Source organism: Arthrobacter sp. 05T444 (assembly GCF_056395905.1).
Window position 1 is genome coordinate 1 of sequence record NZ_JBFTKK010000002.1, and the last position, 25,365, is coordinate 25,365.

The following is a 25,365-nucleotide window of genomic DNA, read 5'->3' on the forward strand; positions in this document are numbered from 1 at the left end:
GGAACCAAGCTGCACAAAATTTGAAACCAGCTGTAAAAACCAGACCACACCACAGGGGCGGCGCAACCTGGTCAATTCAACCAATTCATATAAAATAAACCGGTATCAACAAACTTGGCACACTATTGAGTTCTCAAACAACAGACACATTCGAATACTTCTCGAAACAATTCGCAAGTCTATTCGCAAATTTCATTTGTTTCGCATTTCTTCGCTGCGATGTTTTTAGCTTATTTCATTCATATTCACTTTGCAAATCCGGGTTGTTTTCCCGATATTCACTTCGTGGTACGAATCCGCCCATAGCAAATGGAAGCTTTTCTTCATTTCGTGCGTTGCACATGAAGAATCGCTTCTCAAGTGAAGGGGGGTTTGTCACCACTCAGCGGCGGCGACTCAGAAAACATTACACGCTCCCCCGCGGCCGTGCAAATCGGCTGCGAAGGAGCGTGCAATTGGGTTTTTGCGGCGCCAGAAGTGCTAGACGCCTGACACCTGAACGGTGGCCAGGTTCTTCTTTCCCCGGCGCAGCAGCAAGTACTTTCCGTGAAGCAGCTCGGATGCAGGAATCACAGCATCCGGATCTGACACCTTGGCATTGTTGACGTAAGCGCCGCCCTCACCGACGGTCCTGCGGGCAGCGGATTTGCTCTCCGACAGTCCTGAGGCAACCAGGAGATCGATGATGCCCAGGCCCGCCCCGTCCACTGACGCGGAAGGCAGTTCGGCGGTCGCGGCCGCGAGGGTCTGCTCGTCAAGCAACGAGAGGTCGCCGTTGCCGAACACGGCGGCCGACGCAGCGATGACCTTTTCTGTGGCGTCGACGCCGTGAACCAGCGAAGTCACTTCGTAAGCAAGCTTGCGCTGGCCCTCCCGGGCGAAGGGACGCTCAGCAATGGATTCCGCCAGTGCCTCAATCTCTGCCCTGCCTAGGAACGTGAAGACCTTAAGGCGGTCCACAACATCGGCATCCGCCGTGTTCAGCCAGAACTGGTAGAACGTGTACGGGCTGCACATGGCCGCGTCCAGCCAGATGGCGTTGCCCTCGCTCTTGCCGAACTTGGTGCCGTCGGAGTTGGTGATGAGCGGGGTGCCGAGCGCGTGGACGGTCTTGCCCTCCACCTTGCGGATGAGTTCCGTACCGCTGGTGAGGTTGCCCCACTGGTCGGATCCGCCGGTCTGCAGAACACAGCCGTAGTCGCGGTGGAGCTGGAGGTAGTCCATCCCCTGCAGGATCTGGTAGCTGAACTCCGTGTAGCTGATGCCTTCGTCCGAGCTGAGGCGTGACGCGACAGCGTCTTTGCGCAGCATGGTGCCTACACGGAAGTGCTTTCCGATCTCGCGCAGGAAGTCGATCGCGCTCAGCGGCGCGGTCCAGTCGAGGTTGTTGACCATGCGGGCAGCGTTGCCGCCCTCGAAGCTGAGGAACCTGCGGACCTGGGCCTGCAGGTAGCCCACCCACTCAGTGACGGTGTCCTTCGTGTTCAGGGTGCGTTCCGCCGTCGGCCGCGGATCCCCGATCAGGCCGGTGGAGCCGCCCACGAGACCCAGGGGCTTGTGGCCGGCCAGTTGCAGCCTCCTCATAAGGAGGAGCTGGACCAGGTTTCCCAGGTGCAGGCTCGGCGCCGTGGGGTCGAACCCGCAGTAATACGTGACCGCATCCCCTGCGAGGAGTTTCTCCAGCTCCACCTCGTCGGTGGAGACGTGGACAAGGCCGCGCCATTTGAGCTCCTGCCAGACGTTGGCAAAGCTGGGGTCGTTCTGCTGGGATTCGAGGTCGTTTAGGTGTGACACGACTTCTAAGTTAGCAGGATCGGCGGCGCCTGGCCCCCGATGAAGGTTCGGATGTCAGGCGCCCGGGCCGTTCTCTTCAACTTCTAGCGTTCGATGCCCGCCGGAATGCCGTCAGCAGCGATGAGCCGGAGCCGTTGGGTGGGCCGGGTCATCGCCACATAGAGGTCTCCCACGCGTCCGTGTTCATGATTCAGCATCACGGACGGTTCAAGGACCACCACGCCGTCGAACTCGAGGCCCTTGGCTTCCCTGGGACTGATCACCACAACGTCCTGTTCGTAGCTGCCGGCGCCCGTCCCGATGCGGCGGCCGTAGGCCGCGCGCAGCGCTGACGTCGCTTCCGCCAGGAGATCGCCGTCGGCAATCACCGCCAGCAGGCCGCCGTCGATCGCGTCCAGCTCCTCCGGGAGCACCTCCACCAGCCGGCTCACCAGGCCGCCCGGCTCCACGCGGTCGATGACGGGCGACCAACGGCCCTCACGGACAGCCTTGGGTGCGGACACCACGAGCCCGGCGGCGTTTGCCATCCGGGCTGCGGCCTCGGCGATCTGCGACGGTGTCCGGTAGTTGACCGTGAGCTCTTCGAGCTGCCAGCGGTCTCCGAACATCGGAGCGAGTGCACCCTGCCACGAATTCGCGCCGGCCACGGAGCTGGTCTGGGCAATGTCCCCCACGATGGTGAAGGACTTCAGCGGGCAGCGCCGGACGAGGAGGCGCCACTGCATGGGCGAAAGTTCCTGGGCTTCGTCGACCACGATATGGCCGAATGCCCAGGTGCGGTCGCTGGTGGCACGCTCGGCGGCGGTCAGCCGTGCCTCGCGTTCCTCGTTCTGCTCAACCAGTTCCTCGGCAGAGACCAGGACATCGACGCCGGCCGTCTCCATGTTGACGAGCGTCTGCCGGGCGTTTGCCAGATCGCGGGCGCGGTCGTGCTCCTGCTGTGCCAGTCCGCGGCCCGCGGCGGGATCGAGCTCGCCGAGGAGTTCGGCTGCCTCGTCGAGCAGGGGAACGTCGGCCTCGGTCCACCGGGCGTCAGGTGCCCGGAGCAGGAGTTCGCGCTCCTTGGCGGTCAGCTTGGGCGTGCAGGCTTCCAAAATCGCGGGTTTGCTCAGCAGTTCACTGACAAGCTTTTCGGGCGTCATCGGCATCCAGCAGAGGTTCAGGGCCACGCGGACATCCCGTGCGGAGCGCACATCCTCGGCGAGGTAGGACCGGTCGGCATTGTTGCCGATGTTGCCGGCTTCCACCAGTTCCGTCATCTGCTCCGTCAGTTCCCGGAGCAAAATCTTGACGAAGGTAACGCGTGCCTCGTTGTGCGGCTTGCCGGTGGAGCGGGCGCGCTCCCGGGCCCGCCGGACCTGCCGCGGCGTGAGGACCAGCTTGCGTCCGTCCACTTCCAGAATGCGGTTTTCGGCGGGGATGCGCTGGCGGTTTGCCACGGCGTTGGCGACGACGTCGGCCATGTCCAGCCGCCCCTTGATTGCAGCGACGTCCGCCTCCGGCTCGGGCACGGCATTGATGCCCGGCATCAGCCGGCCAACGCTCGCCATCACCACTCCGGTCTCGCCGAGCGAGGGCAGGACGCGTTCGATGTACTTCATGAACGACGACGACGGTCCCACGAGCAGCACGCCGGCGGTCTTGAGCCTGTCCCGGTGCGTGTACAGCAAGTATGCGGCGCGGTGGAGCGCAACGGCGGTTTTGCCCGTTCCCGGACCACCCTGGACGACAAGGGCTCCGGAGATGGAGGACCGGATGATGCGGTCCTGTTCGGACTGGATGGTGCCGACGATGTCCGACATCCGGCCGGTCCGCTTCGAGTTCAGGGCAGCGAGCAGGGCACCTTCACCCTGCAGGGAGTCGTTGTCTGCCAGCATGTCCGCGTCGAGGACGTCGTCTTCGATGGCCTTGACCTCGCGGCCCTGCAGGATCAGGTGCCGGCGACGGCGAACACCCTGGCGGTCGAAGGCCGTGGCCTGGTAAAAGTGCCCGGCTTCGGGCGCACGCCAGTCCACCATGAGGCGCTGGAGGTCCTCGGTGGTCAGGCCGATGCGGCCGATGTACTGCGCCTCGCCCGAGTCGAGGTCCAGCCGGCCGAACACGAGGCGGTCGTCGACGGCGTCGAGTTGCGCCAGGCGGTCTTCGTACAATGCAGCAAAGGCGTCGCGTTCTGAAACGTTCTGCATGGTGCCCACAGCGCCGGCACGGCGCACGTGCGCCAGCTGGGTGCGCTTTTCCTCGCGCAATTCATCAAGCCGTGCGTACAGACCGGCAACATAGTCCCGTTCGTGGGCCAAATCGGCGTCGAGCATCTAAACGTTCCCCTATCGCAAAAGACAGACCGTCCATTCTACAACCATTTTTGTCAGCGCGCCCGTGGTGCCATGTATTTCCGGCGCCTCAGAGAACTGTCGCCAGCGCTGGATGCTCACACGAGCTGCTAGAGGCGGAGCAGCGAGCGGACGCGGTGCCCGGCAAGGGCTGCGCGGCCGCGCAGCTCCCCCAGTTCCATGACCACTCCCACGCCGGACACGTGGACACCGCACCGTTCGAAGAGCCGCACCGCTGCACTGAGTGTTCCGCCGGTGGCCAGGACGTCGTCCAGGATCAGCACCCGGCTGCCGGCGGGCAGGTCCGTCTTGTGGAGTTCAAGCGTGGAGGTTCCGTACTCCAGGGCGTAATCCTCGGCGTAGACGTCACGGGGCAGTTTGCCCGCTTTCCGCACGGTGATGACCCCTGTTCCCGTGGCGTAGGCTGCGGCGGCGGCAAGCAGGAAGCCGCGGGCCTCGACGCCTGCCACGGCATCGAACTGGCCCTTGAACGGTTCCACCAGGGAGTCCACGACGGCCCGCAGCGCACGGCCGTCGGCGAACACGGGAGTCAGGTCCTTGAACACGATTCCCGGCTTCGGATAGTCCGGCACGGTGGCGCAAAGCCGGGTGATCAGCTGGTCCACGGGAACGGATTTGGGGGCCGGGGTCTGCTCGCTCTGGTTCACCCGTCAAGCCTACGACGTGTTGCCGAGCCGCCGCGTTACTGAACCCCGCCGGTCACGGACTAGGCCGAACGCACCTTCGCCGCCTTATAGCGGGAAACCGTGGGGTCCCCCGTCAGCCAGAAACGCCAGGGATAGTCGTGCGATCCGCCGTCCCCGGCGACGCCCACTCTGGGTCCGGCGCTTACGCCGGCCACCGGCGCCGGGGGAAGTTCGAGGCTGAACGGGTGCGTGAGCGCGTCCCGGCCGCTGTCCGCCGTCGTCAGTCCGAGGGCGGTGGCCAGGCGGGCAGGTCCGCTGGCCAGGTCCTTGGCCGATTTCGACGTCGGCCGCCTCGCCAAGGCAAGCGGCAGCCCGTCCACAATCTCTCCCGCACGCAGCAGCACGGCGGAGGCGTGGCCGGACGGCCCGCAGACGATGTTGGCGCAATTGTGCATGCCGTATGTGAAGTACACATAAAGATGCCCGGCCGGGCCGAACATCGGCGCGTTCCGGCGCGTGGGGCCGCGGAATGTGTGGGACCCGGGATCGGGATGCAGCGAATCGCCGGGCCCCATGTAGGCCTCGAGTTCCGTGATCCGCACGGACACAGGACCATCCGGGCTGTGGTGGGTGAGGACGGCGCCCAGGAGCAGGGGCGCTACCTCGCGGGCATCGCCGGTGAGGAATTCCCGCACGTGATCCTCGTCCTCCGATGCGGGGTGGCTGCTGCTGACGGTCATGCTCCGACTTTACCCACCCGTGCCCCCGCCACCGACGGGAGGGCGCAAACTATCGCACGGCGATGTCCGATTTCCGCTAGCTGCGTCCTGCTTCGGCTGGCAGGATGGAGTCATGGACTTCTTGCAGCGCTACCGTGCAATCGACGCACGGGACACCCGTTTCGACGGGCAGTTCTATACGGCGGTGCGGACCACGGGAATCTATTGCAGGCCCTCGTGCCCGGCCAGGACGCCGAAAGCCGAGAACGTCACCTTTTACGAAACCTCGGCTGCGGCCCACGACGCCGGCTACCGCGCGTGCAAGCGCTGCCTTCCGGAAGCAGTGCCGGGAACGCCTGCGTGGAACGTGCGCTCGGACATCGCGGGCCGTGCCATGCGGCTCATCAACGACGGCGTGATCAACCGCGACGGCGTGGAAGGACTGGCCGCACGCCTGGGATATTCGTCCCGGCAGCTGAACAGAATCCTCAGCCACGAGCTCGGCGCCGGGCCGCTCTCCCTCGCCCGGGCCAGCAGGGCACAGACCGCCCGAACACTGCTGGTGTCGACGCCCATGAAACTCGCGGACATCGCTTTCGCGGCCGGGTTCAGCAGCGTTCGCCAGTTCAATGAGACCGTGGGCGAGGTGTTCGACATGACCCCCACCGCCCTGCGCGCCACCGCGCGGATTCATCCGTCGCCGGCTGCCAGTACCGCGCTCACGCTGAACCTTCCCTACCGTGAACCCTTCGACCCGGGCATCTTCGGCTTCCTTGCGGTCCGCGCCATTCCCGGAATCGAGGCGGGCACGCCGTCGTCCTATGCCCGTTCGCTGCGGCTGCCGCACGGTGACGCGCGCTTCAGGGTCGAGTACGACGCCGGCGCCCCTGGGCGGCCCCTGGTGCTCACCATCGGCGCGGTGGACCTGCGCGACCTTTCAGCCCTGCTGAGCAGGGTCCGCCGGCTCTTCGACCTCGACGCCGACCCCCTCGCCATTGACGGAGCACTCGGCACAGATCCCCGGCTGTCAGAGGCTGTTGCCGAAACTCCCGGCATCCGCATGCCCGGCGCCCTGGATCCGCACGAGCTCCTGGTCCGCGCCATGGTCGGGCAGCAGATCACGGTGGCCGCGGCCAGGACGGCCCTCACCCAGCTGGCCGCCGCGGGCAGCCCGAGCACCGCTCCCGGCGAAGGCTTGGACAGGATGTTCCCGACGCCGGAGCAGATCGCACTGGCCGGCCAAGGACTGCTGCGCGGGCCGCGGCGGAGAATAGACTCCCTTGTGGCAACCGCCGCGGCGCTTGCTTCCGGGGACCTGGACCTGGGCTACGGGGACGATCTGCCCGGTCTTCGCGCGAATCTCCTTCCCTTGGCGGGCGTGGGCCCCTGGACAGTGGGATACGTTGCGATGCGAGTGATCGGCGCACCGGATATCCTCCTGGCCAACGACGCCGCGGTACGCAATGGAATCCGGGCACTCGGGCAGGTGTCCGCCACTCAAGGCGCCTCGCCTGATTCCACGCTGTCCTCAGATTTCAGCGAAGTCAGCCCGTGGCGGTCGTACGCCACCATGCACCTCTGGCGCGCCGCAGCGGCCGCGCCGAAAACCACCACAAAGAAGGCTTTGAAATGACATCTCAGCACAACGGCGCAGACATGAATGCGCAGCTGCTCACCATGACCACGCCGGACGGCCCATTCACGATCATCGCCCGCGACGGCGTTGTGCTGGCTTCGGGCTGGACCGCCGATTCGGGCGAACTCACCGGGCAGATCCATCCGGAGCTGCAGCCCGTGGCGTACGACAGCGTGGACGACCTCGGCCCCATCTCCTCCGCGGTGGAAGCCTTCTACGCGGGGGATCCTGTTCCGGCCATGAGCGTGCCGGTGCTGCAGAAGTCAGGCCCGTTCCGCGCCCATGCCTGGGATGTGCTGCGCACCGTCAGCCCCGGCGCGCCGGTGACGTACACCGAATACGCGGTGCTGTCCGGCAACGCCAAAGCGGTCCGCGCCGCGGCCAGCGCGTGCGCCTTCAACGCTGCGGCCCTTTTCGTGCCGTGCCACCGTGTGGTCCGCACCGACGGCACGTTGGGCGGTTTCCGGTGGGGGCTGCGGATCAAGGAAAGCCTGCTGGCCCGTGAAAAAGAGGCCCTCACCCGGACCTAGGTCTTAGGCGGCTGTCGGCCCGGTGGGGCGTGCGCGTTTGTGGGCCTTGGCTTGGTGCCGGAGTTCGCGTCTCTGGCGGGTTTGAGGCTGTGGCATTTCCGGACCCTGAACGCCGCGCTGCCGGCATCGCCGGAGTCACCGGCGGGCTCAAACGCGACGGCGATCCGGGCCTGAGTGGCCGCCGCCGCGGACTTAAGATCCTCCAGCTCCCGCAACTGGTCAATCATGGTGCCGCTACTGGCTTCTGGTTGCCGTCCATAACCAGAGTCTGCCAGCGACCCCTGACAAAAATGCGATAGGGCGGGCAAGGGTCCGGCATCCGGCTAGTGCGGCACTCCCGAGGGCCAAGGAAGCAGCTCCGGCAGGTCCACTCCGTCGGCGGCTGCCGAGGCACGCAGGCTGCCCAACGAAGGTTCGCGCCCGGCCAGCCACGCAGCGATATCCGTGACCATCCCGCTGATCACCGTGGAACGCCCGCCGGCTCCGATGGCCACGGGCGGCAGGCCCAGCGGCTGGAGCACAAACTTCTGCCCCTCCGGAACCCGTGCCGTCAGGAAGTCGAACAGATGCTCGCAGAAAAGCCTGCTCCACGCTTCAGGGCCAGGACCCGTGCCGAGGTCCGAGGCATGGATCACGAGTTCGCGCCAGAGGGCGCGGCCGCCGTCGAAGACCACTCCCCCGCGGTAGGCGATGGGGACCTGCCAGCCGGCGGCATCCAGCGCGTCGAAGGCCCGGAGCGCCCGTTCCAGCGCGGCGTCCAGGTCGGCGCGGTGTTCGTCGATGCTGTGCCCCGCGGCCATCCCGATCGCCTTCGTGCGGCCCTCGTAGCCGCCGTCGTACAACTCCACGGAAGCGCCGCGAGCGGCGAACTCCAGCTGTCGGGCCATCGCGTTCGAGATCCCGGTGATGTGGGCCAGAACATGTCCCCGTGTCCAGCCCGGAAGTTTCGACGACGCCGGGACGTCATCAGCGGTGAGTTTTGCCGCCTGGGAGGCAACGGCGTCGGCCGCTTTGTGCAGTTCCGTGAGTACTGTCTCAGGTGTGATTGCGGTCATACGGCAATCGTAGCGGACGGTTAATCGGCCTTAACGCAGCTCGGCGTTCCCCGCCGGCCGGTAGAAGTGCCTGATGTGCCTGCGGTCGTGCCGGGCCTGCCAGAACTCGATCTCCAGAGGCTGGATGGCGTAAAGCTGCCAGTCCGGATTGTGGCTGCCGTCCGCCGCTGGCCGGGCGTCCCAGTCCGCCGCCGATGCCTCCGCGGACAGCTCCACCGCGTGGCCAACCACACGGACCTGCCTGCCCTGCAGCGGCCAGTAGAAGTTCAGCGCGGCCCTGGGGTTCGCCGATAGTTCCCTCCCCTTGCGTGAGGTACGGGACGTCGCGATGTGCCAGCCGTCGTCGTCGATGTCTTTCAGGATCAGCATCCGGGACGACGGCTGGCCGTCGGAATCCGCCGTGGCCAGGCTGCACGCATGCGGCTGCCGCTCCCCGGCATCCAGGGCAGCCGCCAGCCACTTCCGGAACAGCTCGGCCGGGTCCGCGGGGGCAGTAGCCGCATCAAAGTCCGGAAGGTTTTCGTGGAAATCCGGCAGGGCACGCAATTGCCGGCGGAAGGATTCGCTCATGGCGCAATGGTAGCGGGGAGTTTTCGCTCGTTAACGCGCAACGCTCTCTCACTTTTCGCAGGAAAATCGGCAACGCTCTCTCCCTTTCTTGAGGAAAGTGAGAGAGCGTTGCCCAAAAAGCTGCAGGAAGTGAGAGAGCGTGCGGCTGTTAGCCGGCGTACTCCCGCACACCGGCGAGCTCGGCTTCCAGCGCACCAAGCTGGCGTTCGACGGCGGCCGGTGCCGTGCCGCCCTGCGAGTTGCGGCTGTTGAGCGAACCCTCGGTGCTGAGGACTGTGCGGACCTCCGGCGTCAGGTGCTCCGAGATGGCGGCGTATTCCTCATCCGTAAGGTCCCAGAGCTCGACGCCGCGGCCTTCGGCCTGCTTCACCGCGGCACCGGAGAGCTCATGCGCCTCGCGGAACGGGACGCCCTGGCGGACCAGCCATTCGGCAATGTCGGTGGCCAGCGCGAAGCCCTGCGGTGCCAGCGACTCCATCCGTTCGGTGTTGAACTTCAGCGTCGCGATCATGCCGGAGACTGCCGGGAGCAGGAGCTCCAGCGTGTCGGCGGCGTCGAACACCGGCTCTTTGTCCTCCTGGAGGTCGCGGTTGTACGCGAGCGGCAGTCCCTTGAGCGTGGCCAGCAGCCCGGTCAGGTTGCCGATCAGCCGGCCGGCCTTGCCGCGTGCCAGTTCAGCCACGTCCGGGTTCTTCTTCTGCGGCATGATCGAGGAGCCCGTGGAGTAGGAATCATGCAGCGTGACGAAGGAAAACTCCTTCGTGGCCCACAGGATCACTTCCTCCGAGACACGCGAGAGGTCCACGCCGATCATGGCGGTCACCCAGGCGAACTCAGCGAAGACATCGCGGGAGGCGGTGCCGTCGATCGAGTTGTGCGTTGCCGAGAAGAAGCCCAAGTCCGCAGCAACAGCTTCCGGGTCCAGGCCCAGCGAGGAGCCCGCAAGAGCGCCGGAGCCGTAGGGCGAAACGCCGGCGCGTTTGTCCCAGTCCTGCAGCCGCTGGACATCGCGCAGCAGCGCCCAGGCGTGGGCCAGCAGATGGTGGCTGAGCAGGACCGGCTGCGCGTGCTGGAGGTGCGTGCGGCCAGGCATGGCCACGCCCCGGTGCGCCTTGGCCTGCTCCACGAGAGCATCGATGGTGGCCAGGACTCCTCGGGCAATGATCCGGGCGTGGTCGCGCAGGAACATGCGGCCGAGGGTGGCCACCTGGTCGTTGCGTGACCGGCCGGCGCGGAGCTTGCCGCCCAGCTGGGTGCCGGCGCGCTCGATCAGGCCCCGTTCCAGCGAGCCGTGCACGTCCTCGTCGGACTCCGCGGCCGTGTAGGCGCCGGAGGCGACGTCCGCGTCCAGCTGCTTGAGGGCCGCGAGCATGCCCTCCAGCTCGGCATCGTCCAGGAGGCCTGCCTTGTGCAGCACGCGTGCGTGCGCCACCGAGCCGGCAATGTCGTAACGGGCCAGGCGCCAGTCAAAGTGCGTTGACTTGCTCAGCGCTGCCAGGGCGTCTGCGGGGCCGCCGGCAAAGCGGCCGCCCCACAGGGCTCCAGTGTTCGTTGCTTCCGATTTGGTGGTTTCCTGCTCAGCCACAGGGGCTACTTTCCGGCGACGCGGAGGTCGCGGCCGGAGGCAACCTTGGCGGACATGCCCCACAGTTCGATGAAGCCGCGGGCCATCGACTGGTCGAAGGTGTCGCCGGTGTCGTACGTGGCGAGGTCGAAGTCGTAAAGCGAGGTCTCGGAGCGGCGGCCGTTGACGATCGCCTGGCCGCCGTGCAGCACCATGCGGATGTCGCCGGAGACATACTTCTGGGTGTCCTCGATGAAGGCGTCCAGGGAGCGCTTGAGCGGGGAGAACCACTGGCCGTCGTACACAAGCTCGGCCCAGCGCTGGCCAACGGTGGCCTTGAAGCGTGCCTGTTCGCGCTCGATGGTGATGTCTTCGAGGTGCTTGTGCGCGGTGATCAGCGCCATGGCACCAGGGGCCTCGTAGATTTCGCGGGACTTGATGCCCACGAGGCGGTCCTCGACGACGTCGATGCGGCCCACGCCCTGCGCGCCGGCGCGGCGGTTGAGTTCCTTGATGGCCTGCAGCGGGGTGACCTTGACGCCGTCGATCGCTACCGGCACGCCGGCTTCGAAGGAGATGGTGACCTCATCCGGGGCCGGCGGGAATTCCGGCGTGGCGGTGTAGTCGTAGATGTCCTTCGTGGGGGCGTTCCAGATGTCCTCGAGGTAGCCGGTTTCGACGGCGCGTCCCCAGACGTTCTGGTCGATCGAGTACGGGTTCTTCTTGGTGGTCTCGATCGGCAGTCCCTTTTCCTCGGCGAAGGCGATGGCCTTGTCCCGGGTCAGGGCAAGGTCACGGACCGGCGCGATGCACTTCAGGTCCGGGCCGAGGGTCTGGATGCCCACTTCGAAGCGGACCTGGTCGTTGCCCTTGCCGGTACAGCCGTGGGCCACGGTGGTGGCGCCGAATTCACGGGCAGCCTTGACCAGGTGCTTGACGATCACCGGGCGGGAGATGGCGGAGACCAGCGGGTAGTGGCCCTGGTAGAGGGCGTTGGCCTTCAGCGTGGGCACGCAGTATTCGTTGGCGAACTCGTCGCTCGCGTCCGCCACATAGGCTTCGACGGCACCGCAGCCCAGCGCGCGCTGGCGGATGGTCTCCAGCGATTCGCCGCCCTGTCCGACGTCGACCGCTACGGCGATGACCTCGGCGCCGGTGGCTTCACCGATCCAGCCGATGGCTACAGAAGTATCCAGGCCACCGGAGTAGGCCAGAACAATACGCTCAGTCACTTCACATGCTCCTTAGTTGTTTGGTTGAATTTGTTCGTCTGATGAAAGCCTGTCACACCCTTGTGCCGGGCCCAATTTTTGTACGTCGCTGCTGCTTCGGGCCGGCGGCTACGGGCTGGTGCCGGCTTCCTCCGCGAGCTGCAGAAACCGGGCGGCAAGGTCCGGTCCGCCCTGCGGATCCCGGGCGACCAGCAGCACGGTGTCGTCCCCCGCGATGGTGCCCAGGACGGACGGCATCACGGAATGGTCGATCGCGAGGGCCAGGAAATTCGCGGCCCCGGGCGGCGTGCGCAGCACGGCAATGTTGGCAGACGCTTCGGCCGTGACCAGGAGTTCGCCGCACAGCCTCGCCAGCCGTGCGTCAAGGATTTCCTGGCTGACTCCGCTCTTGGCCCCCCGCTCCCCGCCCTCGCCGGGCACGGCGTAGACCAGGACGCCTTCTTTACCGCGGACCCGGACGGCGCCCAGCTCCACGAGATCCCGCGACAGGGTTGCCTGCGTGACCTGCACCCCGTCGTCCGCGAGCAGCGCCGCCAGCTCCGCCTGGGAGCGCACGGACTCGCCGGTGAGGATCGCGGTGATCCGCGCCTGGCGGGCTGTCTTGGTGGCCGGGCTCGCGCCCGCGGACGGAGGCTGGACTGACAATTAGGCCTGCCCTGCCACCGGCGGCAGTCCCTCAACAACGGCCAGGCCCGACCGGTGCATGAGCCAGGCCATCAGCGCCTTCTGCGCGTGGAGCCGGTTTTCGGCCTCGTCCCAGACGATCGACTGCGGGCCGTCGATGACGGCCGCCGAGATCTCGTAGCCGCGGTACGCGGGAAGGCAGTGAAGCACGACGGCGTCTTCCGCCGCCTGTGCCATAGCCGCCTCATCGACGGAGTACTCGCGGAAAAGCTGCAGCCGGGCTTCCTTTTCGGCTTCCTGGCCCATGGAGACCCAGGTGTCCGTCGCGACGACGTCCGCTCCCTTGAGGGCTTCCCCGGCGTCCGTCGTGACGAGGACGGAGCCGCCGGTTTCCGCGGCGCGCTCCTGGGCCGCCGACACGATGCCCGCGGCTGGCAGGTAGCCTTCCGGCCCGGCGATGCGGACGTGCATTCCGGCGGTGACACCGGCCAGCAGGTAGGAATTGGCCATGTTGTTGGCGGCGTCGCCAAGGTAGGCCATGGTGAGCCCCTTGAGCTCGCCCTTGTGCTCCTTCACGGCCAGCAGGTCCGCCAGGAGCTGGCACGGGTGGTAGTCGTCGCAGAGGGCATTGATGACCGGCACCCGGGAGTTTTCCGCCATGGCGACGAGGCCCGAGTGGGCGCCCGTGCGCCACACGATGGTGGAGACCATGCGCTCAAGCACCTTGGCGGTGTCCTCCACTGATTCCTTGTGGCCGATCTGGGCCTCACCGGGGTTGATGATGAGGGCGTTTCCACCCATGTCCGCCACACCGGTGGCGAAGGAAACCCGGGTCCGGGTGGAGGTCTTGTCGAAGATCACGGCGACCGTCTGGCGGCCGCTGCCCTCTGCCGCGAAGGGCTGCGCACTGTACGGCGCGGCCTTCAGTCGCATGGCGAGGTCCAGCACCTCGGCCTGCTCGGCAGGAGTCAGGTCGGTGTCCTTCAGGAAGTGGCGGATCTTGACGGATGATGTCGCTGGTGAAGTCACTGTGCTTCCTTTGCAGTGTGCAGGATGTCAGGAAGGGCGGCCAGGAAACGGTCCGCCTGCTCTTCCGTGAGGATCAGGGGCGGGGCCAGCCTGATGGTCCGCGGACCGGGGCTGTTGATGATGAACCCGGCATCCAGGCCGGCTGTCACGACGGCGGGGGCTACGTCCGCGTCCAGGTCGAAGCCGATGAGGAGGCCTTCGCCGCGGACTTCCGTGACGCCGTCGATTCCGGCCAGCCTCGAGCGGAGGTGCTCCCCCACGCTGCGGACGTTATCCAGGACGTGCTGGTTTTCGATGGCGTGCAGGGTGGCCAGGGCGGCCGCCGTAGCCACCGGGTTCCCGCCGAACGTGGTGCCGTGCTGCCCGGCCGTCAGGAGCGCGGACGTTTCAGGGCCGAACGTGACCAGCGCTCCGATGGGGAACCCGCCGCCCAGGCCCTTGGCGAGGGTGACGGCGTCCGGCACGATGCCGGCGTCTGCACTTGCCAGCCATTTGCCGGTGCGTCCGATGCCGGTCTGGACTTCGTCGAGAATCAGCAGTGCGCCTGCCTTGGTGGTGGCTTCGCGTGCGGCCCGCAGGTAGCCGGCGGGCAGGGGGCGGACGCCGGCCTCGCCCTGGATCGGTTCGAGGAAGACAGCCGCCGTGGTTTCATCGATCGCCTCCACGAGGGCGTCGACGTCGCCGAACGGAATGTGGACCACGCCGCCGGGCAACGGTTCGAACGGCGCCCGGTACGCTTCCTTGGCGGTCAGGGCGAGGGCGCCCATGGTCCGGCCGTGGAAGGCGCCCTCCAGCGCGATGATCTTGGTCCGGGGCGTTCCGTTCCCGGCCGTACCGGAGCCGTTGTTCCGCCGGGCCAGCTTGAACGCGGCCTCGACGGCCTCCGTTCCGGAGTTCGCGAAAAAGACCTTGGAACCGGCCGGCGCCTTGCTCAGTTCGAGCAGTTTTTCGGCCAGTGCGATCTGCGTGGGGCTGGTGAAGAAGTTGGAGACGTGGCCCAGGGTGGCAAGCTGGCTGGAGATCACCGACGTCACGAACGGGTGCGCGTGGCCCATGGCATTCACGGCGATGCCGCCGAGCAGGTCCAGGTACTCCTTGCCGTCGGCATCCCAGACCAGGCACCCGGCGCCGCGGACCAGGACACGCTGAGGGGTGCCGAACACTCCCATGAGCGAGGAAGAGTAGCGGCTCAGCCACTCGGCTCCGGTCGTGTGGCCGCGGGTCTCGACCAGGTCGACCACCGGGGACTTTTCAATCTGGCTCATGCATTCACTTCCTCGTCCGGTACCACCTGCGTGCCAATGCCCGCGGTGGTGAAGGTTTCCAGCAACATGGAGTGCGGGAGGCGCCCGTCCACAATGTGCGCGCGCTCCACACCCTCATCGACGGCCTTCAGGCAGGCAGCCATTTTGGGGATCATCCCGGACTCCAGCCGCGGCAGCATCTCCCGCAGCTCCGAGGCCGTCAGCGACGAAATAAGCGATGACCTGTCCGGCCAGTTGGCATAGAGGCCTTCGACGTCGGTCAGGATCACCAGCTTGGAGGCGCCAAGGGCCGACGCGACGGCAGCGGCCGCAGTGTCCGCATTGACGTTGAGCACCTGTCCGGTGGTCTGGAACCGCCGAGCTCCTTCGTCATTGCTGTCCTCGTCAATGATTTCCGGAGCGACAGTGGAAATCACCGGGATCCGGCCTGCCGCTAGGATATCGACGATTCCCTCCGGGTTGACACCAACGACTTCGCCGACGAGACCCAGGTCCACTTCCTCGCCGTCCACGACCGTTCCGGTGCGGACGGCGCGCAGCAGACCGCCGTCCTCTCCGGACATGCCCACAGCGTACGGGCCGTGGGAATTGATCAGTCCCACGAGTTCGCGTCCCACCTGGCCGGTGAGGACCATGCGGACCACGTCCATGGCTTCGGGGGTGGTGACACGCAGGCCGCCCTTGAACTCGGACTCGATGCCCAGGCGGCTGAGCATGGCGTTGATCTGCGGGCCGCCGCCGTGCACCACCACGGGGTGGATGCCCACATGGTGCAGGAACACGACGTCTTCAGCGAAGGCCCGGCGCAGTTCGTCGTTGACCATGGCGTTGCCGCCGTATTTGATCACCATGGTGGTTCCGGCAAAGCGCTGGATCCACGGCAGGGCCTCGATCAGTGTGCCGGCTTTGTCCTGGGCGTCACTCATGGACGTGGTCTCGCGGGTCTGGGTGTTCATGCTGCTGTTCTCCAGGGGTGGCTGGTGGATCTAGCTTGAGTACGCGCTGTTTTCGTGGACGTAGTCGTGCGTGAGGTCGTTGGTCCAGATGGTGGCTTCCGCGCCGCCTGCCTGCAGGTCGATCTCCACGAGCACCTCGCGCGGTTCGAGGTCCACGAGCTTGCGGTCCTGGCCGATGCTGCCGTTCTGGCAGATCTGGATGCCGTTCATGGAGACGTTGAGCTCGTCCGGCTCGAAGGCGGCGTCGGTGGTTCCGACGGCGGACAGGACACGGCCCCAGTTCGGGTCCTTGCCGAAGATGGCGGCCTTGAAGAGGTTGGACCTGCCCACCGCGCGGCTGACGGTTTCGGCGTCGCGTTCGCTGGCGGCATTGAAGGTCCGGATGGCGATGTCGTGGCTTGCACCTTCTGCGTCGCCGATCAGCTTGCGGGCCAGCTCGGCGCACACCTGGGTGAGGCCGTCGCCGAAGGTCTCCGCGGACGGCACGGCGCCGGAGGCGCCGGAAGCCAGCAGCACCACGGTGTCGTTGGTGGACATGCAGCCGTCGGAGTCAGCACGGTCGAAGGTGACGCGCGTGGCGTCTCGGAGGACGACGTCGAGCATTTCAGCTTGGACATCCGCGTCAGTGGTGAGCACCACCAGCATGGTGGCCAGCCCGGGCGCGAGCATACCGGCGCCCTTGGCGATGCCGCCGATGGTGAATTCGTTTCCCTCGGCGTCAACGCCGGTGAAGATTGCCTGCTTGGGAACCGTGTCCGTGGTCATGATGGCCGTTGCGGCGTCCGCACCGCCGTCCGCGCTCAGGGCGGCCGCCGCGGCGTCGATTCCCGGAACGATCTTGTCCATGGGCAGCTGCTCGCCGATCAGGCCGGTGGAACAGACGAACACGTCCGTGGCCGAAATGCCGAGGACTTCAGCCGTTTTCTCCGCGGTGGTGTGCGTGTTCTGGAAGCCCTGCGGCCCGGTGCAGGCGTTGGCGCCGCCCGAATTCAGGACAACGGCGTCCACCCGCCCGTCGGAGACCACCTGGCGCGACCAGTGGACGGGAGCGGCCGCCACGCGGTTCGACGTGAAAACCGCCGCGGCTGCCTTGGAGGGGCCGTCATTGACCACGAGCGCGAGGTCCGGATTCCCGGAGGCCTTGAGGCCGGCTTTGACGCCTGCGGCGCGGAATCCTTGGGGTGCGGTAACAGTCACGGGGCAACTCCCTGCAGGTTGAGGCCGGCGGTTTCCGCCAGTCCGAGGGCAATATTCATGGACTGCACGGCTCCGCCTGCGGTTCCCTTGGTCAGATTGTCGATGGCACAGGTGACGATGACGCGGCCGGTGTGTTCGTCGAAGGCCAGCTGCATGGCGGCGTGGTTGGACCCCTGCACGGACTTGGTGGAGGGCCACTGACCCTCCGGGAGCAGGTGGACGAACGGTTCGTCGTCGTAGGCCTCGGCCCAGGCGCGACGCAGCTCCTCGGCCCCAATGCCGGGCTTGACCCTGGCCGTGGCCGTGGCCAGGATGCCCCGGCTCATCGGCGCCAGCGTGGGCGTGAAGGATACCGTCACGGACTCTCCCCCGGCGTTTGACAGTCCCTGTTCGATTTCCGGGGTGTGGCGGTGGCCGCCGCCCACGCCGTAAGGGCTCATGGACCCCATGACCTCGGCGCCGATCAGGTTTACCTTGGCGGCCTTGCCTGCCCCCGAGGTGCCCGAGGCGGCGACGATGACCACGTCCTCGCCCTGCAGCAGCCCGGCGGCGAAGCCAGGGGTGAGTGCCAGCAGGGCCGACGTCGGGTAGCAGCCGGGAACGGCGATCCGCCGGGCTCCCTTGAGCTTCTCGCGCTGGCCGGGCAGTTCCGGAAGTCCGTAAGGCCAAGTGCCGGCGTGCGCCGAGCCGTAGAACTTCTCCCATGCGGCGGCGTCCTCCAGGCGGTGGTCCGCTCCGGCGTCGATCACCACGGTGCCCTCAGGCAACTGGGCAGCGATTTCCGCCGACGCCCCGTGCGGGAGCGCCAGGAACACGACGTCGTGCCCGGACAGGTTCTCCACTGTGGTGTCCTCAAGAATCCTGCTCGCCAGGCCATGGAGATGTGGCTGCAGTTCGCCTAGTCTGGAACCGGCGTTGCTGTGCGCCGTGATGGCACCGATGGTGACGTCGGGATGCCCGGACAATAGGCGCAGCACCTCGCCGCCGGCATAGCCGCTCGCGCCGGAGACGGCAACAGAAATAGTCATGGGAACGACTATACAGCAAGAGTATGCATGGGTCCTGATATTTATGCATGACCTCGGTGCGCGCCGTAACAGCGTATGGTTGACAGAGGGTGATCCTGACCGCGCAGCCGAGTGTCGGCTGCAGCGTTGCCCGTAATCAGTTACGAGGCAAGCCGTCCATGACGCCCACCATCACTTCCGAGCGCCCGAAGTCGCGGGTCCGCCAAGCCAATCCGGTGACCCAAAGCTACTCGGACCTGCTTAAGTCCGTGCGCGCAGCCGGCCTGCTGGAACGGCGCCAAGGCTTCTACATCACCGTTTTCTCCAGCCTGGTGGTCCTCATGACCGCCACCTGGTTCGGCTTCGCGCTGATCGGGCAGAGCTGGTTCCAGCTCCTGATCGCTGCCGCTCTCGGCATCATCTGCACACAGCTGAGCTTCCTCGCCCATGAGGCAGGCCACCGCCAGATTTTCGCCTCCCGGCGCGCCAACGACTGGTCCGCCAGGCTGATTGCCACGTCTGTGGCCGGAATCAGCTACTCGTGGTGGGAGCAGAAGCACGGGGCGCACCACAACCACCCGAATGTCATCTCCAAGGACCCCGACATCGCCACCGGTGCCATCGCATTCCACACCGAAGCCGCTGCCGGCCGCCAGGGACCGCTTTCGTTCCTCACGCGCAAACAGGGCTGGTTCTTCTTCCCGCTGCTGTTCCTGGTGGGCCTGGGCTTGCAGATCGATTCGGTCCGCTTCATCTTCCGGCGCGCCAAGGTCACCCACCGCTGGGTGGAACTGCCCATCCTGCTGGTCAGGCTCAGCATCCTTCCCGTGCTCGCGTTTTCCTTCCTCCCGCTCGGGATGGCCTTCGCCTTCGTCGGCGTGCAGCTCGCCGTCTTCGGCTTTTACATGGGTGCCTCCTTTGCGCCAAACCACAAGGGCATGCCGGTTCTTCCGGCGGACAGCCGGGTGGACTTCCTGAGCCGTCAGGTCCTCACGTCCCGGAACATTTCCGGGGGCCGCTTCATGGACATCCTTCTCGGCGGGCTGAACCGCCAGGTGGAGCACCACCTCTTCCCGGACATGGCCCGGCCCCAGCTGCACAAGGCGACGGCGATCGTGCGCCAGTACTGCGACACCCACGGCATTCCCTTCACCGAGACCACGCTGACGGCCTCCTACGGCATCATCGTGCGCTACCTCAACGACGTGGGCCTTGCAGCCGGCCGCCGCTTTGAGTGCCCCATGGCCACGGTCACGCGGCGCTACTAGGAACCGCACCCTGAGGCACGGCCATCCTCAGGTGTTCTTGCCGCGGGCCGCAACGGTCCACCGGCCAGTGAACACCCCGCCGCTGACCAGGCTCGCCTCGTCCACCAGGTTGATGGTCAGGCATACGTGGTTGGGGACCACCCTGAGCCGCCGTCCGAGCGCCGGCATTGGAGTGCCGTCGGGCCACTCCACCGTGGCGTGGTGTTCGGACAGCGACGTGATCCTGGCACCGGGATAGTCGAGCAGGCGGCCGTAGCCGCTGGCCCACGCCGCGCGGTCGCTCCCCAGGATCTTGCTGCCGGCATCCATGATGAACCGCCCAGGCTCGCCTGGACCCGTCCTGTGATGGCTGACCACCGTACTCGCAACCGTCAGCGCGATGCTCTCTGGCGTGCACCGCTCAAGCTCCAGCTGCTGGGCATCACCGAAAACGTAGACGCCCGGCCGCAGTTCGGTAGCTGCTGTGTCTCCTCCCACCAAGGCGGTCGGAGTGGAGCCGCCGCTAATTTCTGACACGTTGAACCCCTCCGCCGCCATGCGCGTGGCCGCCCGGATCAGCGCTTCATCCTCCTGCCGGGCCGCTGCCGCAGGCATCCCGGGCGCATAGCTGTGGCCGGGAAACGTGAAGACGCCGACAACCTCCAGCCCGGCGTCCGCGGCCGCGCGGGCAACGCCTGCGGCTTCGTCAGGATGGACTCCGCTTCGGTGGTGTCCGCTGTCGATCTCCACGCGAACGGCAATGTTGCCGGCGTCCGTTCCGAGGTTTTGTCCCATGAACGCCGCGCTCTCCGCAGAGTCCACACCGACGGTGATGCGGGCTTGGGCCGAAAGGCGGCGCAGCCGTTCTGCCTGACCCTGGGTTACCCACAGCGGGTAGGCGATGAAGATGTCCTTCACCCCGCCGTTGGCAAAGACTTCCGCCTCGCCGATCGTGGCCACGGTGAGCCCCACTGCTCCTGCCGCGAGTTGCCTGGCCGCTACCTCGAGGATCTTGTGTGTCTTGGCGTGCGGGCGAAGCTTCACTCCGCGGGCACGGGTGGCGGCGGCCATCCGTGCGATGTTGCGGTCCAGCACGTCCACATCGATCATCACTTCCGGCGTGGTGATTTCATCGGGAATGCACATTCAGGGACCTCGGATTCTGCGATGGATGGTTCATGTGGCCGTGGTGCGCGTCTGCGCCTGCGGCCCTAACTGACACGTTTCGCGGGGGCGGGGCCAGCGGCTCCGTTGTCGCCAACGTCCACAAGCTGAACGGTGGCGCCCGCTTTGCGGAACAGCTGGATCTGGAATGCATCGGCGTGGCTGTCAGTCACCAGCGTCCAGGGAAGGGGAATCCGCGCCCAGGCGTGGAAGGGCCTTTTGCCCAGCTTGGTGGAGTCGGCAAGGACATAGACAGTGTCACCGCGCCGTGCCATGAGTTCTTTGAGCCTGGTCTGGGCATGGTCTGCCTCGCACAGTCCGTCCTCGGCCGTCACGGCATCTGCGCTCAGGAAGACCCTGTCGAAGCTCATGCGTTCGAGCGCGGCTTCGGCGAGAGGACCGACGAACGTCTGGCTGACGCCGCGGAGTCTGCCGCCGAGGCAATCCACCTGCACGCCCGGCGAGTCAGCGAGTTCCTGCAGTGTGTTGATGCCGGGTGTTGCCACGGTCAGGTTGTTCCGCTCCCGGAGGGCGTGCGCGAGGGCGCCGACAGTAGAACCGCCGTCGAGCAGTATGCTTTCGCCGTCCTTAACCTCCGCGGCGGCCCAGGCCGCAATTGCCTGCTTTTGTTCGAAGGCCTCGCCGGTACGCTGACGCAGCGATGGTTCCGGATGCGCGCCCAGCGCAACGGCCCCTCCGTAGGTCCGGGCGAGCTTCCCCTGTTCGTTCAGCTGTGCCAGGTCCCGGCGGATCGTAGAGGCGGTCACGTTGAAGTGACGCGACAGCTCCTCCACGGAGGCCAGCCCTGTGGTGACGGCGAGGTGGTAGATCTCTTCTCGCCTGGCTTTGGCGGTGGTCATGTTCCGTTCTCCTTCGGGAAGGGCGCGCTGTCATCATGCCACGGGCAGGCCTGCCCGGCCTGCTACAGAGACGCGCCGCCGCAGATCACATAGTTCTGCCCGGTAATGGACTTGCCGTGCGGCCCGAGCAGGAAACCGGCCAGTGCCGCAACGTCTTCCGGATCCACCAGCCGGCCCAGGGCCGGGAGTTTCGGCGGCGTGGCCGACCTGCCGGGATCGTCGAGCATGGGTGTGTCCGTCGGGCCGGGAGAAAGGACATTGACGGTGATGCCTCGCGGGGCCAGTTCCTGCGCCCAGGTGCGGCCCATGCCAAGCAGCGCCGCCTTCGTGGCTGCGTACTGGCTTTTGCCGGGCGAACCCGTAGACGTTCTGCTGCCAATCAGCAGGACGCGGCCGCCGGCCGGCATCCGCGGCACGACGATGTTGGCCAGAGCGCTGGCGGCGGCCACGTGCACCGTGAACATACCGGCGAGCGCCTCCGGATCCAGGTCGCCCAGGACGGCGGTCCGCTGGAACCCGGCCGCATGCACCAGGGCGTCGACAGGGCTGACTCCGGCGACGGTTTCAGCCAGCGACGCCGGGTCCGAGAGGTCTGCCCGCAGCCACCGGAACCCTGGTCCCAGCGAAGTCTCGCTGCGGCTCAACCCGGTGACCGTCCAGCCGTCGGCCAGCAGTCGCTCGGCGATGGCCTTGCCGATGCCCGAACTGCAGCCGGTGACGACGGCGTGCCGCTCAGCCTGCGGACTGCTCACGAGTCCCCGCCGGGCGTCGCGGTCCCTTCGTAGGCCCACTGCGGGTCCACTCGCACGTATTTGATGGCCTGGCGGAAGTACGTGTAGGCGATGTTCAGCGCGCCGTCCGGGCCCTGATGGATGGACGGGTAGGAGTACTCACGGTTCAGGCCGTCCCGGGAGTTGTTGGACAGGCAGTAGCCGTCGCCCACATCCAGGTTCCGCCGGACGGGCCAGCTGCGGCCGGAGTCCTCCGATATCGCCAGCGTCATCGGCGAGCGCGGCGTGCCCCAGAAGGCCGTCCGCTCCCCGGCATCGGCGGGACCCGAACCGCGGGCCTGCACAGCCGGTCCCACCTGTGCGTCAGCGAGTTGCCCCTGTTCGTCGGCCAGCCCGTCGTCGTCGATCTCGTCGTAGAGCGAGAGCCGCCGTTCGGTGTTCTCCTCCGCCCTGGCGTGGTTGTAGACCAGCGCCAGCCGGCCGTCAGCCAGTGCCGTGAACTGGATGGAGGAGTTGTTGTTGGGCATCTCGGTGGGGACCGGTTCACTCCAGGTGGTGCCGTCATCGGTGGAGCGGGACTCGTAGATCGAGTCCGCCCAGCGGCTGCGGAACAGCGCCAGCAGCGAACCGTCGGCCACCGGCTGGATGTTCATGTGGACGCAGCCCAGGCTCCCCGGCAGGACGTGCTCGCTCCAGCTGGCGCCGGCGTCGTCGGAAATCATGACGGCGCTGTCGTCACTATTGCCCACCCACTTTTCACCCGGGGTGGTGATGCAGCGGAAGATCGGGATGATCAGCCGGCCCGACGGCAGGACCACCGGCAGCTGCCGGACGAACACGCCGCCGGTTTCGTTGGCCGGGAACAGCGTCTCCACCGGACCCCACGTCCGGCCGCTGTCCGTGGAAGTCCGACGGCGGACCTCGGCGGTGTCCTGGTTGCCCGCCTTCTGCGCGGTGTAGAGCAGCCACAGCGAGCCGTCCGGTGCGGTGAACAGGATGGGGTTCTGCTCGGACCGGGTGCCGTCGTCGGAGAGCTGCTCCGCCGGGGACCATTGCGTGCTCCCCGGTTCGAGCGTGGAGAACCAGATGGAGATGTCCGGCACGCCCTCCTGGGTTCCGCCGAACCAGACACAGCCCAGGCGCCCGTCCGGCAGGGTCAGGAGGTTCGCGGCGTGGCTTTGCACGGTGGGCGCGGGCAGGTAAGCGAAGTCCGCGCCGTCGGCGTGCCTGACGCTGCCGTCGGGGGTGATGGAGCTGTACTCGGTGCCGTGCGTCGTGGGGGTGGGCGTCGTGGGGCTCGTGGACATGGATCAGTCCTTCGCGGTTGCGGCGGCCAGGTGGGCTTTGGCGGCCAGTTCCAGGTGGGTCAGGTCCGAGGCCACCGTGGTGAACGTGTAGCCCTGGCGGAGCCGTTGGGCGGCGATGTCGCCCGAGGCGGTGTGGATGCCGGCGGCCACGCCAGCCGAGGCCGCCGCTTCGGCGATCGTCTCCAGCGCGGCGTTGAACTCGGCGTCGATCGCGGGGTCGCCGGGGTACGCGCCGCCGACGGCGATGGCCAGGTCAGACGGGCCCACGTAGATGCCGTCGAGCCCGGGCGTCGCGCAGATTTCCTTGACGTTTTTCAGGCCGTCCGGCGTCTCGATCATCGCGAATACCAGGGTGGCGGCGTTGGCGTCGGCCGGAACCGGCCCGATCCGCAGGGCGGAGCGCATGGGCCCGTACGAGCGGCCGCCCATCGGCGGGTACTTGGCCGCAGCAACTGCCGCGGCGGCGTCCGCCGCCGTGTTCACCAGCGGCACGATCACGCCGACGGCGCCGGCGTCCAGGGCCTTTCCGATCGCGGTCAGGTTGTTGTCCTCAACGCGCACCATGCCGACGGCGGTGTGCCCGGCGTCGATGGCCATGAGGCCGCTGAGCACGCCCGAGTAGCCGAGCAGGCCGTGCTGCGCGTCGAGTGCCACATAGTCGTAGCCCAGACGGCCGATGCGCTCCGTGGCCACGGGTGCATCCAGCACGGCCCAGTAGCCGACCGCCTGTTCACGGGCGCGGATCTTACGGGCGAATTCGAGGGCCAGTTCCGATGTCATCTTTTTCTACCTTCAGTCATGTGTGTGGAGCGGTGCCGGATGTTTACGGGCCGGATATATAAGGGCCGGATTTGTATACAGGCCCGGTCAGCGGTTGTAGGCGGGCATGGGGCCGCGGAGCCCGGCGCCCACGGCGTCGCAGGCTTCGGACACGTCGGCTGGCAGCGGGCCCTTGGCCACGGCCGCGATATTGGCGCGGAGCTGTTCCACCTTGGATCCACCGAGCAGCATGGAGCCCACTCCGTCCCGGTACGCGAGCCAGCGCAGCGAGAGTTCCGCCAGAGTGACTCCGGCGTTCTCCGCAATGCCTGCCAGCGCGTTGACAGCTTCGAACAGCTGCTTGTCCCAGTAGCGCTGCGTGTACATGGCAGCGAGCTTGGAGTCGCCGAAACGGCCCTCGGAGGGCTTGGACTCGAAGCTGTGCTTTCCGGTGAGCAGGCCGCCGCCCAGGGGGTTGTAGACCATGGTGTGGACGTCGTGCGTGGCGGCGAATTCGAGGTATTCCTCCTCCACACGGCGGGCCACGAGGTTGTAGAGCTGCTGCGCCACCACCGGCCGCGGTGCGCCGACCTCTCGGGCCACATGGATGACGTCGGCGATCTGCCAGGCCGCGAAGTTGGAGACGCCCAGGGCGCCGATCTTGCCTTCGGCGGCGAGCTCGGCCACGGTGCGCAGGGTGTCGTGCAACGGCGTGGCACGGTCCGGCTGGTGCAGGTAGAACAGGTCAATGCTGTCCGCGCCCAGGCGCCGGAGGCTGCCCTCGACGCTGTTGCGCAGCCCCTCGGGTGACAGCGGCGAGTGCTGGCCATGGTCCGGGTGGGGCATGCCCGCCTTGGAGGCGAGGATGATGTTCTCCCGGCGGTCCTTGAGGAGCCGGGCCAGCATTTCCTCGGTGGCCCCGCCCACATAGGCGTTGGCGGTGTCAATCGTGGTGATGCCGGCGTCGAGGGCCTCGTCCACCATGCGGCCTGCGGTGGCCTCGTCGGCCGTATCACCAAAGGTCATGGTGCCCAGGACGAGCCGGGAGATGGGTAGCTTCAGGCCGTCCACCGGGGTGCCTGCTGGCTGCTTGCTCATGTGTTGCTTCCTCATGGTTGCGGTATCGGTTTTGGTCGGGTTCA

General features: G+C 66.9%; 23 protein-coding genes. 3 read left to right on the forward strand and 20 right to left on the reverse strand.

The genetic code is table 11. The features are described 5' to 3' along the window. Positions 1–480: 480 nt before the first annotated feature. The 4 genes from tyrS to AC1DD3_RS02215 all read right to left on the reverse strand — a co-directional run bounded on the left by tyrS (position 481) and on the right by AC1DD3_RS02215 (position 5,511). Entirely contained in the window at positions 481–1,794 is a 1,314-nt protein-coding gene (gene tyrS / locus AC1DD3_RS02200; RefSeq protein ID WP_476880862.1) for a tyrosine--tRNA ligase, read from the reverse strand. Between the two features lie 83 nt (positions 1,795–1,877). Further along, positions 1,878–4,106: a HelD family protein gene (locus AC1DD3_RS02205; protein WP_230117636.1), complete on the reverse strand. Its 2,229-nt coding sequence runs from the start codon at positions 4,104–4,106 to the stop codon at positions 1,878–1,880. 128 nt (positions 4,107–4,234) lie between these two features. Beyond that, positions 4,235–4,792, reverse strand: coding sequence for an adenine phosphoribosyltransferase (locus tag AC1DD3_RS02210; protein WP_230117635.1), 558 nt, complete (start codon positions 4,790–4,792; stop codon positions 4,235–4,237). A gap of 59 nt (positions 4,793–4,851) precedes the next feature. Next, a complete protein-coding gene (locus AC1DD3_RS02215; RefSeq protein WP_476880863.1) occupies positions 4,852–5,511 on the reverse strand; it encodes a DNA-3-methyladenine glycosylase in 660 nt (219 codons plus the stop codon). 112 nt (positions 5,512–5,623) lie between these two features. Between AC1DD3_RS02215 and AC1DD3_RS02220 the strand changes: the two genes are divergently transcribed. Further along, on the forward strand, positions 5,624–7,123 hold the full coding sequence (locus AC1DD3_RS02220) for a DNA-3-methyladenine glycosylase 2 family protein (RefSeq protein ID WP_230117633.1): 1,500 nt from the start codon (positions 5,624–5,626) through the stop codon (positions 7,121–7,123). A gap of 23 nt (positions 7,124–7,146) precedes the next feature. Further along, positions 7,147–7,656, forward strand: coding sequence for a methylated-DNA--[protein]-cysteine S-methyltransferase (locus AC1DD3_RS02225; protein WP_230117644.1), 510 nt, complete (start codon positions 7,147–7,149; stop codon positions 7,654–7,656). 323 nt (positions 7,657–7,979) lie between these two features. Here AC1DD3_RS02225 and AC1DD3_RS02230 read toward each other — a convergent pair whose 3' ends face one another. From AC1DD3_RS02230 to argC, 10 genes are all read right to left on the reverse strand, one after another. Next, on the reverse strand, positions 7,980–8,711 hold the full coding sequence (locus AC1DD3_RS02230; RefSeq protein ID WP_230117632.1) for a maleylpyruvate isomerase family mycothiol-dependent enzyme: 732 nt from the start codon (positions 8,709–8,711) through the stop codon (positions 7,980–7,982). 30 nt (positions 8,712–8,741) lie between these two features. Beyond that, a complete protein-coding gene (locus AC1DD3_RS02235; protein ID WP_230117631.1) occupies positions 8,742–9,281 on the reverse strand; it encodes a pyridoxine/pyridoxamine 5'-phosphate oxidase in 540 nt (179 codons plus the stop codon). A 148-nt stretch (positions 9,282–9,429) separates the two neighbouring features. Beyond that, the gene (gene argH / locus AC1DD3_RS02240) at positions 9,430–10,866 is read right to left on the reverse strand and encodes an argininosuccinate lyase (protein WP_230117630.1); all 1,437 of its coding nucleotides are present in this window, start codon (positions 10,864–10,866) and stop codon (positions 9,430–9,432) included. A gap of 5 nt (positions 10,867–10,871) precedes the next feature. Beyond that, a complete protein-coding gene (locus tag AC1DD3_RS02245; protein WP_230117629.1) occupies positions 10,872–12,077 on the reverse strand; it encodes an argininosuccinate synthase in 1,206 nt (401 codons plus the stop codon). A gap of 108 nt (positions 12,078–12,185) precedes the next feature. Then, positions 12,186–12,722, reverse strand: a complete 537-nt coding sequence (locus tag AC1DD3_RS02250; protein ID WP_476880864.1) for an arginine repressor — start codon at positions 12,720–12,722, stop codon at positions 12,186–12,188. Next, positions 12,723–13,730, reverse strand: coding sequence for an ornithine carbamoyltransferase (argF, locus tag AC1DD3_RS02255; RefSeq protein WP_230117627.1), 1,008 nt, complete (start codon positions 13,728–13,730; stop codon positions 12,723–12,725). Then, the gene (locus AC1DD3_RS02260; RefSeq protein ID WP_230117626.1) at positions 13,727–14,995 is read right to left on the reverse strand and encodes an acetylornithine transaminase; all 1,269 of its coding nucleotides are present in this window, start codon (positions 14,993–14,995) and stop codon (positions 13,727–13,729) included. The genes argF and AC1DD3_RS02260 overlap by 4 nt, the downstream gene beginning before the upstream one ends. Further along, a complete protein-coding gene (argB, locus tag AC1DD3_RS02265) occupies positions 14,992–15,951 on the reverse strand; it encodes an acetylglutamate kinase (protein WP_230117625.1) in 960 nt (319 codons plus the stop codon). Before argB ends, AC1DD3_RS02260 begins: the two co-directional genes overlap by 4 nt. 30 nt (positions 15,952–15,981) lie before the next feature. Further along, positions 15,982–17,148, reverse strand: a complete 1,167-nt coding sequence (gene argJ, locus AC1DD3_RS02270; RefSeq protein ID WP_230117624.1) for a bifunctional glutamate N-acetyltransferase/amino-acid acetyltransferase ArgJ — start codon at positions 17,146–17,148, stop codon at positions 15,982–15,984. Beyond that, positions 17,145–18,176, reverse strand: a complete 1,032-nt coding sequence (gene argC / locus AC1DD3_RS02275) for an N-acetyl-gamma-glutamyl-phosphate reductase (protein ID WP_230117623.1) — start codon at positions 18,174–18,176, stop codon at positions 17,145–17,147. The genes argJ and argC overlap by 4 nt, the downstream gene beginning before the upstream one ends. A gap of 158 nt (positions 18,177–18,334) precedes the next feature. On the opposite strand from argC, the gene AC1DD3_RS02280 reads away from it, so the two are divergent. Then, complete coding sequence (locus AC1DD3_RS02280) at positions 18,335–19,423, forward strand: fatty acid desaturase family protein (protein WP_230117622.1); 1,089 nt, start codon at positions 18,335–18,337, stop codon at positions 19,421–19,423. A gap of 27 nt (positions 19,424–19,450) precedes the next feature. On the opposite strand, the gene AC1DD3_RS02285 is transcribed toward AC1DD3_RS02280, so the two are convergent. From AC1DD3_RS02285 to AC1DD3_RS02310, 6 genes are all read right to left on the reverse strand, one after another. Next, positions 19,451–20,548, reverse strand: coding sequence for an alanine racemase (locus tag AC1DD3_RS02285; RefSeq protein ID WP_230117621.1), 1,098 nt, complete (start codon positions 20,546–20,548; stop codon positions 19,451–19,453). Positions 20,549–20,613: 65 nt separating this feature from the next. Beyond that, positions 20,614–21,426, reverse strand: a complete 813-nt coding sequence (locus AC1DD3_RS02290; RefSeq protein ID WP_230117620.1) for a DeoR/GlpR family DNA-binding transcription regulator — start codon at positions 21,424–21,426, stop codon at positions 20,614–20,616. A gap of 62 nt (positions 21,427–21,488) precedes the next feature. Further along, on the reverse strand, positions 21,489–22,178 hold the full coding sequence (locus AC1DD3_RS02295) for an SDR family NAD(P)-dependent oxidoreductase (protein ID WP_230117619.1): 690 nt from the start codon (positions 22,176–22,178) through the stop codon (positions 21,489–21,491). Beyond that, complete coding sequence (locus tag AC1DD3_RS02300; RefSeq protein ID WP_476880865.1) at positions 22,175–23,464, reverse strand: sialidase family protein; 1,290 nt, start codon at positions 23,462–23,464, stop codon at positions 22,175–22,177. Before AC1DD3_RS02300 ends, AC1DD3_RS02295 begins: the two co-directional genes overlap by 4 nt. A gap of 3 nt (positions 23,465–23,467) precedes the next feature. Then, positions 23,468–24,244 carry an HpcH/HpaI aldolase family protein gene (locus tag AC1DD3_RS02305; RefSeq protein WP_230117617.1) on the reverse strand — a complete coding sequence of 259 codons (777 nt, stop codon included), beginning with the start codon at positions 24,242–24,244 and terminating at the stop codon, positions 23,468–23,470. Between the two features lie 87 nt (positions 24,245–24,331). Beyond that, the gene (locus AC1DD3_RS02310) at positions 24,332–25,321 is read right to left on the reverse strand and encodes an aldo/keto reductase (RefSeq protein ID WP_230117616.1); all 990 of its coding nucleotides are present in this window, start codon (positions 25,319–25,321) and stop codon (positions 24,332–24,334) included. Between the last annotated feature and the right edge of the window lie 44 nt (positions 25,322–25,365).